5 protein-coding genes are annotated in these 8,190 nt (G+C 36.6%); 2 read left to right on the top strand and 3 right to left on the bottom strand.

Annotated elements, in window-relative coordinates; translation table 11 throughout:
• Nucleotides 1-94: 94 nt before the first annotated feature.
• The 3 genes from D7004_RS20475 to pnuC form a co-directional block, all read right to left on the bottom strand.
• Nucleotides 95-2,536: a TonB-dependent receptor gene (locus D7004_RS20475; RefSeq protein ID WP_341867695.1), complete on the bottom strand. Its 2,442-nt coding sequence runs from the start codon at nt 2,534-2,536 to the stop codon at nt 95-97.
• A 538-nt stretch (nt 2,537-3,074) separates the two neighbouring features.
• Entirely contained in the window at nt 3,075-3,605 is a 531-nt protein-coding gene (locus tag D7004_RS20470) for an AAA family ATPase (protein WP_123207684.1), read from the bottom strand.
• Nucleotides 3,589-4,206, bottom strand: coding sequence for a nicotinamide riboside transporter PnuC (pnuC, locus tag D7004_RS20465; RefSeq protein ID WP_123207683.1), 618 nt, complete (start codon nt 4,204-4,206; stop codon nt 3,589-3,591). Before pnuC ends, D7004_RS20470 begins: the two co-directional genes overlap by 17 nt.
• A 450-nt stretch (nt 4,207-4,656) precedes the next feature.
• Here pnuC and D7004_RS20460 point away from each other — a divergent pair, with 450 nt between their 5' ends.
• Nucleotides 4,657-4,974 carry a carboxypeptidase regulatory-like domain-containing protein gene (locus D7004_RS20460; protein ID WP_123207682.1) on the top strand — a complete coding sequence of 106 codons (318 nt, stop codon included), beginning with the start codon at nt 4,657-4,659 and terminating at the stop codon, nt 4,972-4,974.
• A 213-nt stretch (nt 4,975-5,187) separates the two neighbouring features.
• Nucleotides 5,188-8,025: a carbamoyl-phosphate synthase large subunit gene (gene carB / locus D7004_RS20455; protein ID WP_123207681.1), complete on the top strand. Its 2,838-nt coding sequence runs from the start codon at nt 5,188-5,190 to the stop codon at nt 8,023-8,025.
• The last annotated feature ends 165 nt before the right edge of the window (nt 8,026-8,190 follow it).

Below are 8,190 nucleotides of genomic sequence, written 5' to 3'. Positions count from 1 at the left end.
GATTGCTTCGTGACTAGCAATTATACAACACGTATTTTCAAGCTCAACAGGTCATTATCCTTCTAGCTTAATACCTTTCGCCTTTTACCTTAATTTAAAATTTAACATTTAAACTTAGTAAAAAGTTGGTGCCTGCCTGTGGATAATAAAAGTTTTCGGTAACCCTGCTTCCGCCAGATAAATAGCCGTAAGTATATCCATTGCTTTCATATTTTTTATCGAATAGGTTATTTACAAGCAAGCCAAGGTTTACATTTTTAACACCTGCAAATTTAAAATCGTAGCCCAAACGAGCATTGCTCACCCAGTAACCATTTATGGTTCTGTCGTTATTTTGAGTGTTATCTAAATATTGTTTGCTTACATATTTGCTCTGTAAAGCAACTGCAAAACCAGCGATAGGTTTATATACCAACTCGCCAAAAAGAACTGCTGCGGGTGAGTATGAAATATCAGTTAACGAATAGTTATTTACAACTTGTCCGCCATTATCGTAATCATCATAATACTCTGTAAAGTTTTTAATTTTATTTCTGCTAAGTGCTGCATTTGCATTCAAGGCAAATGATTTATTTATGATGTATGAACCATCAATTTCAATACCTAAGCGATAACTTTTATCTACATTCTGACGGTAATTTCCACCAACATCGTTTATTTTACCCGTTACAACCAACTGGTTTTTATAAAACATACCGTAAGCGTTTGCACCTAAATTGAATTGCTTATTTTTAAAACGATAGCCTAATTCTACATCATTTAAGTTTTCTGGTTTCGGAAAAACGCCTACGGCTGCATCCGTATAATCATCGCGATTTGGCTCTTTATTAGCTACACTAAATGAAGCATATAAATTGCTTTCTGGATTTATAAAATAAGTTGCACCAAATTTAGGATTAAAGAAATTTAAGGTTTCGTTAATGGCTAAGGTGTTCAGCTTGTTTTCTGTTCCGGCAATATCGTAATAAACCCTGCGGTACTGTAAATCCATAAATAAGCTTAGGTTTTCAATTGGGCTGTAATTCACTTTTCCATAAATGTTAAAGTCGGTTTTAAAGCCATCGTTATCATAATAATGCCTGTCTATACTTCCATTTGATGCATATTGTGCCCAAATTATTTGTCCGAAGTGTGCACCTTTATATTCATTGTAAGCACCACCCAAAGTAAAATTCAGATTCTTTTCTGGTACATAATTAAATGCATAGGTAACACCATAAAAATCATTATCTAACCAACGTCGACGAATTAAATCGGTTTTATCTATGGTTGTTCCACCAATTATAACAGGCTGTAAGCCATAATCAGCTAAATTGTTTTGAACCCTATATTCTTCATAGTAACCTTCGCCTTGCGTATAATGTAACGCACCATTGAATGATAATTTATCAGATAACTGCCTTGCATAAAGCAACTGATAATGATTTTGCCAGTAATTATCGGTTTGGTTATTGTATAAAAAGCTATTGTACGTTCTGCCTGAATTTAATAAATTATCAGCGTCTGCCTGGCTTAATCCATTTCTATCGATGTAAGCCTGCATGCCTGCAACATCATTATTCAGTCTCGATTCTGGTATTCCGTTCCATGATTGATAGGTTTTTTCTGAACCCGCAAAAACGTTTATCCTCAATAAGTCTTTATTGCCGTGGTAAGCGCCCGACATAAAGTAAGATTTTAAAAGTGATGCGCCTCTATCCACGTAACCATCTGAACTGATTCTTGATAAACGCCCATCAAAACTGAAACGGTTGTTGATTAGTCCGGTACCAACTTTAACTGTATTTTTCCAGGTATCGAAACTGCCGTAAGTGCTGTTTACCTCTGCATAAGGTTCCATTTCGCTCGCTGTTGTTTGAATATTTAAACTTGCGCCGAAAGCTCCAGCTCCATTTGTAGATGTACCTACACCGCGTTGAATTTGGATGTTATCAACAGAAGAGGCGAAATCTGGAATGTTTACATAGAATGTTCCCTGGCTTTCACTATCATTTATCGGGATACCGTTAACTGTTACATTTATTCTGCTATTGTCGCTACCGCGGATTCGAATTCCGGTGTAACCCACTCCAGCTCCGGCATCAGATGTAACGACAACACCAGGCGTGTTTTGAAGTATGAAAGGTAAATCCTGACCGAAGTTATTTTCTTGAATTTCTGCCTTACCAATGTTTTTGTAGGCCGTAGCAGATTTTTCATTTGCTCTTGTGGCCCGAACAATTACTTCATCTGCCAAAAATGCCTGAGGAACCAAAGTAAAATTTAAGGTTTCATTTTGTGAGAGTGTTATTGCTCGCTCAGTTGATTTGTAACCTAAATAACTCACATTTAAAACATAGTTACCTGCAGATAAATTTGATAAAGTAAAACTCCCATCAGCAGTGCTTACGACAGCTGTTTTCTGGTTTCTTACTTTAATGGTTGCACCAGGTAAAGGTTTTTGATTGTTATCTGTCACTTTCCCTGTGATAGAAATTTGTGCCAATGCAAAGAATGGCATCATTGCAGTGAAAACCGCAAAAAGTAATTTTTTCAATTTTTAATTGTTTAGTTAAACCCATCGGAAATAGGGGTACTCCCGATTTCAGTTAAACTTCCATAACTCCAATCCCTACGCCGGCATTACCCGGATCAGGTGCATTTAAAGTTTTAAGTTGTAGGTTTTAAGTTTTAAGTGGTTGTTCACTTATAACTTATAACGTTTAACTTTCAACTCCAAAATGGGTATGATCTCAGCCCGTTTTTGTGTTTATAACAAACAAGGCACCCCCTAATGATGTGGCAAATGTAGAAAATATTTTAACAATACAGCAGAAAAAATATATTGATGCTTTTTAATTTTAGAAAAGCAGTTTTCTACAGCTATCGGTAAGTTTCTGTCCCGCTTTACTCTCCAAAAAAAGCAGAAGAAGCTTTTGTTTTCCGTTTCAATCGGGTTTATTTTACCCCTAATAGTACTGCCATTTTTAGCCGCCTAAACCCGACCAAAGCGAGATGCCACCAATTTTTCATTGGGGCAGAAGCCGGGGCGGGAAGGTATTTTAATAGTATTACTGCAGTTGCTTTCCAAAAAATTAAGGATGTAAAAAATCATCAATTGTTGCGATGGCATTTTTAATCCTAATATCCCCAATACCGCTAACTACTTTATAATTTGCATTTAAAGCTTTAAGTTCTTTATGCCAAACTTCCATAAAATATTCCCTTTGGTTTGGGAAATCGCGTAAAGGGTCATCTTGCCAAGGCAAATCAATATCCATTAAAAGATAGAGGTCGTATGGCCTTTTTGGTAAGGCATCCAACACAATTTGAGGTGTTTCGCCTAACATTTCATCGCTCCATATTTTAACGGTAACAAATGTTGTGTCGCAAATTATAAATTCATTTTCCGTAGTTGTTAATATTGCGTCTTCCAAAGCTATCTGTCCGTAAAACATGTTTACCTCATCTTGTATAGTGTATGTTGCTGTTAAATTTTCGCAATAATAGCGGGCGTATTCGGGCACCCAGGAAACTTTATAGTGTTTCGCAAGGAGTTGAGACATGGTAGATTTGCCTGTGCTTTCAGGACCTACAATAGCAATTTTTTTAATTGATTTGTTCACGAAATTTTTTTCTCCAATCTAAGTAGCCTTTTAAAGCGATTGTAATTAATACAAAATATAAAATTGCGCTTAAATTTAAATGTTTATAAAGAAATAATGGTACGTAACAGATGTTAACAAAAATCCATAATAGCCAATTTTGCAAAATTTTTCTGGTTAATAAGATTTGGGCAACAAAACTTACCGATGTACAAAAGCCATCGGTATATGGTACAGTGCTATTGGTATATTTCGACATAAACCAACCTAAAAATAAACTTAATAAAGCAATGGAAATTATAGAAATTACCCAACCTCGCAAGTTTAATAATGTTATTGGTTTTTGTGTTTCAGCTTTTTTGCTTAACCAAAAATACCAGCCGTAAAAACCGGTAAAAAGGAAATACATTTGAAGCGTCATATCGCCGTACATAGCTTCCTTGTAAAATAAAAATCCGTAGGCCGTTACGCTAATTAAAGATATCGGCCAGTTCCAGATGCTTTCTTTTGCAGCCAGGTAAATACAGATAAACCCGGTAATAACTGCTATCCATTCGAGCCATGAGGTGTGTTCGAATTGGTTGATTAAAAATTGCAGGAATGAACTCGCTGTTAATATCATTGTATTCAAAAATAGAAACAAAAAGGCGATTAAAGAAAAAATCCGGTCGAGGAGGGCTCCTCTGACCGGATAATAAACCAAACAAACTATTTATGAAGAAATCCTCATTGCGGTTAACTACTCCGCGAGGAAGCTTTAGATTGAACTAAAGTATTTACAAAACGCAAATACATTCAGCTTATTACAACATTATTGCCAATAATCACTTCCTATCCGTTTCGTGACGTATATATGACCACTACCGTGAGTTTCAAGGAAAAATTTAGATAATCTGCGTTTAAAGCTTAAAAAAGCTTACAATTTTTCGTTTTCTATTGTCTATTTGTTAGTACGAAGCCTAAATATTTGTTCGTTTTAGCAAACTTTGTATAGAAATTTGGGTTTATATTTAACATAATTTAACTTTTGAAAATTATATCGTATTGTAATCAAATCAAAAATCCCTTTGTTATGAAAAAATTGAATAAAAGTCTGGTCGCTATTGTACTATTATCATTCGTGGCGTTTGCCTTTACAAATATTAGAGTTGGTGGAATTACTGGAAAGATTACGCCACCCGAAGGTGTATCGGCAGTCGCTTTAGTGGCTGGTACCGATACGGTAAGAGCTGAATTAAATAGCGGAGCGTTTACATTTATTAACCTCAAAGAAGGTGTTTATAAAGTTTGGATTAAAGGTAATGCACCCTATAAGGATGCAACCATAGAAAATGTTGCAGTAAAAGATAGTGCAACAACTGATTTGGGCGAAATAAAATTGCAGCAATAGTATTTATTACAAAAGAATAATTTACATAAGAGGGCTTTACAAACCCTCTTTTTTATTTTAAAATAATCGGCTTAAAATACTTCTAAACGTGTATCTTTGCATCCCGACAGAACAGTTGGGATTTTCTTCTTATAAAAGCAAAAAACCTTCTTGCTTCATGGTTCTAACAAGAACTTACACTTTAGAAATTTAATTACTGTATTAAGCTTTATCATGCCTAAAGACACCTCCATTCGCTCAGTATTGATTATCGGATCAGGACCAATTATTATTGGCCAAGCCTGCGAATTTGATTACTCCGGTTCGCAAGCAGCGTTATCCTTAAAAGAAGAAGGAATAACCGTTTCCATTATTAACTCGAATCCGGCTACGATTATGACGGATAAAGTTATCGGCGACCATGTATATCTTCGTCCGCTATCTGTTGATTCAATAGAAGTTATTTTACAGGAACACATCGATTCTCCTGATTTGCCTAGAATTGATGCGGTATTGCCTACCATGGGTGGACAAACAGCGTTAAACCTTTGTAAGGAAGCAGAAGAACGTGGTGTTTGGGAAAAGTACGGTGTTAAAGTTGTTGGAGTAGATGTTGACGCGATTGAGAAAACTGAAAACCGCGAATGTTTCCGCCAGTTAATGGTTGATATTGGCGTTGGCGTAGCACAATCAAAAATTGCTAACTCGTTTTTAGAAGGTAAAGAGGCCGCTCAGGAAATCGGTTATCCACTGGTAATTCGTCCATCATACACTTTAGGTGGTTCTGGTGGTGGTTTTGTACATAAAAAAGAAGAATTTGATGCTGCACTTAAACGCGGTTTAGAAGCTTCTCCTACGCATGAGGTTTTAGTAGAAAAAGCTGTTTTAGGCTGGAAAGAATATGAGTTAGAACTTTTGAGAGATAGCAATGATAATGTAATTATCATTTGCTCAATCGAAAACTTCGACCCAATGGGTATTCACACCGGAGATTCGATTACGGTTGCACCAGCAATGACTTTATCTGACCGTTGTTACCAGGACATGCGTAACCAGGCGATAAAAATGATGCGAGCCATCGGAAATTTTGCTGGTGGTTGTAACGTTCAGTTCTCGGTAAATCCTGCCAATGATGAAATCATCGCCATCGAAATTAATCCTCGTGTATCCCGTTCATCAGCGCTAGCAAGTAAAGCAACAGGTTATCCTATCGCTAAAATTGCAGCAAAACTGGCCATCGGTTATAACTTAGATGAAATCGAAAATCAAATCACAAAAACAACTTCAGCATATTTTGAGCCTACTTTAGATTACGTTATCGTTAAAATTCCGCGTTGGAATTTCGATAAATTTAAAGGAGCCAATAAAGAGCTTGGTTTGCAAATGAAATCGGTTGGTGAGGTAATGGCGATTGGTCGTACTTTTATCGAAGCCTTGCAAAAAGCTTGTCAGAGTTTAGAGATAGGCCGTGCAGGTTTAGGCGCCGATGGCAGACAAGTGCGTAACATAGAAGAAATTATGGACGGTTTAGAGCATGCCTCATGGAACCGTTTGTTTTTAATAAAAGATGCCATGACAATGGGTGTGCCTTTGGAATCTATCCGCAAGGTGACTAAAATTGATAAATGGTTTTTGAATCAAATTCAGGATTTAGTTCTTTTAGAAACTGAACTGAAAAGATATTCGTTAAATAATATCCCTCAGGATTTCTTCATGAACTTGAAACAAAAAGGTTTCTCTGATATTCAGATTGCCTGGTTGCTTGGAAATGTTACCGAAGATGAGGTTTATGACAGACGTAAAGCATTAGGAATTAACCGCGTTTATAAAATGGTTGATACTTGTGCTGCGGAGTTCCCGGCTAAAACACCATATTATTATTCATCTTTTGATGAAGAAAACGAATCTATTCCATCTAACAACAAAAAAGTTATTGTCTTAGGTTCTGGTCCGAATCGCATTGGGCAAGGTATAGAATTTGATTACTCTTGTGTACACGGCTTGTTGGCTGCAAAAGAATCTGGAATTGAAGCCATCATGATTAACTGTAACCCAGAAACGGTTTCTACAGATTTTAATATGGCCGATAAATTATATTTCGAGCCGGTTTTTTGGGAACATGTTCGTGAGATAATCGAATTGGAAAAACCAATGGGTGTTATTGTGCAGTTGGGTGGACAAACGGCACTTAAAATGGCTGAGAAACTTAAAGAAAAAGGCATCAGAATTATCGGTACATCTTTCGAGAATATGGATATTGCCGAAGACCGCGGTCGTTTTTCTGATTTGTTAAAAGAGTTGGATATTCCTTATCCACGTTACGGTGTTGCAGAAAATGCAGAGGAAGCCATTGTTGTAGCAAACGAAGTGGGTTATCCGGTTTTGGTTCGCCCGAGCTACGTTTTAGGCGGACAAGGAATGAGCATTGTAATTAATGACGAAGATTTAGAAAAAGCAGTTGTAAAATTATTGGGTGATTTACCAGGAAACAGGGTTTTGATTGACCACTTTTTAGATAGAGCAGAAGAAGCAGAATCTGATTCCATCTCTGATGGAGACGATGTGCACATCGTAGGTATGATGGAACACATCGAGCCTGCAGGTATTCACTCTGGAGATTCATTTGCGGTTTTGCCAACATTCAGCTTATCAGAAAAGGTAACCAAATCGATGGAAGAATACTCGATTAAAATTGCCAAAGCTTTAAATGTTATTGGATTATTAAACATCCAGTTCGCCATTAAAGATGAGAAGGTTTATGTAATTGAAGCAAACCCAAGAGCATCTCGTACGGTTCCTTTTATCGCAAAAGCTTATGATGTTCCATACATCAATATTGCAGCGAAAATTATGTTGGGTGTGGCGAAATTGAAAGATTTTACCATCGAACGTAAACTAAAAGGTTATGCCATTAAAGAACCTGTTTTCTCTTACGAGAAATTCCCGGAAGTTACGAAAGAGTTAGGTCCGGAAATGAAATCTACTGGTGAGGCGATTCGTTTCATTAAGGATTTGGAAGACCCATATTTCCGCAAGCTTTATAAAGATAAATCAATGTATTTGAGTAAATAATAGCAAAGGGCGATGGAAACATCGCCCTTTTTTTGCCGTCCGGCTAAAGCCAGACGGCAATGAATTATAAATGGCTAATTATAGTTGTTTATATCTTTTTTATCAACGGTCTTTGAGGAAACAGAGAATTGGCTCTATGGTTTACATGGATTTTGTAATTTACCA

The sequence above is a fragment of the Pedobacter jejuensis genome (assembly GCF_003725795.1).
GTDB lineage: Bacteria > Bacteroidota > Bacteroidia > Sphingobacteriales > Sphingobacteriaceae > Pedobacter > Pedobacter jejuensis.
The sequence above is the reverse complement of the archived record's forward strand: the minus strand, read 5'-3'. Positions and strand labels throughout refer to the sequence as shown.

Excerpts from the sequence above, each read along its gene's own strand:
- pnuC (WP_123207683.1), bottom strand. The coding sequence starts at position 4,206 with ATGATATTAACAGCGAGTTCATTCCTGCAATTTTTAATCAACCAATTC.
- D7004_RS20460 (WP_123207682.1), top strand. The coding sequence starts at position 4,657 with ATGAAAAAATTGAATAAAAGTCTGGTCGCTATTGTACTATTATCATTC.
- carB (WP_123207681.1), top strand. The coding sequence starts at position 5,188 with ATGCCTAAAGACACCTCCATTCGCTCAGTATTGATTATCGGATCAGGA.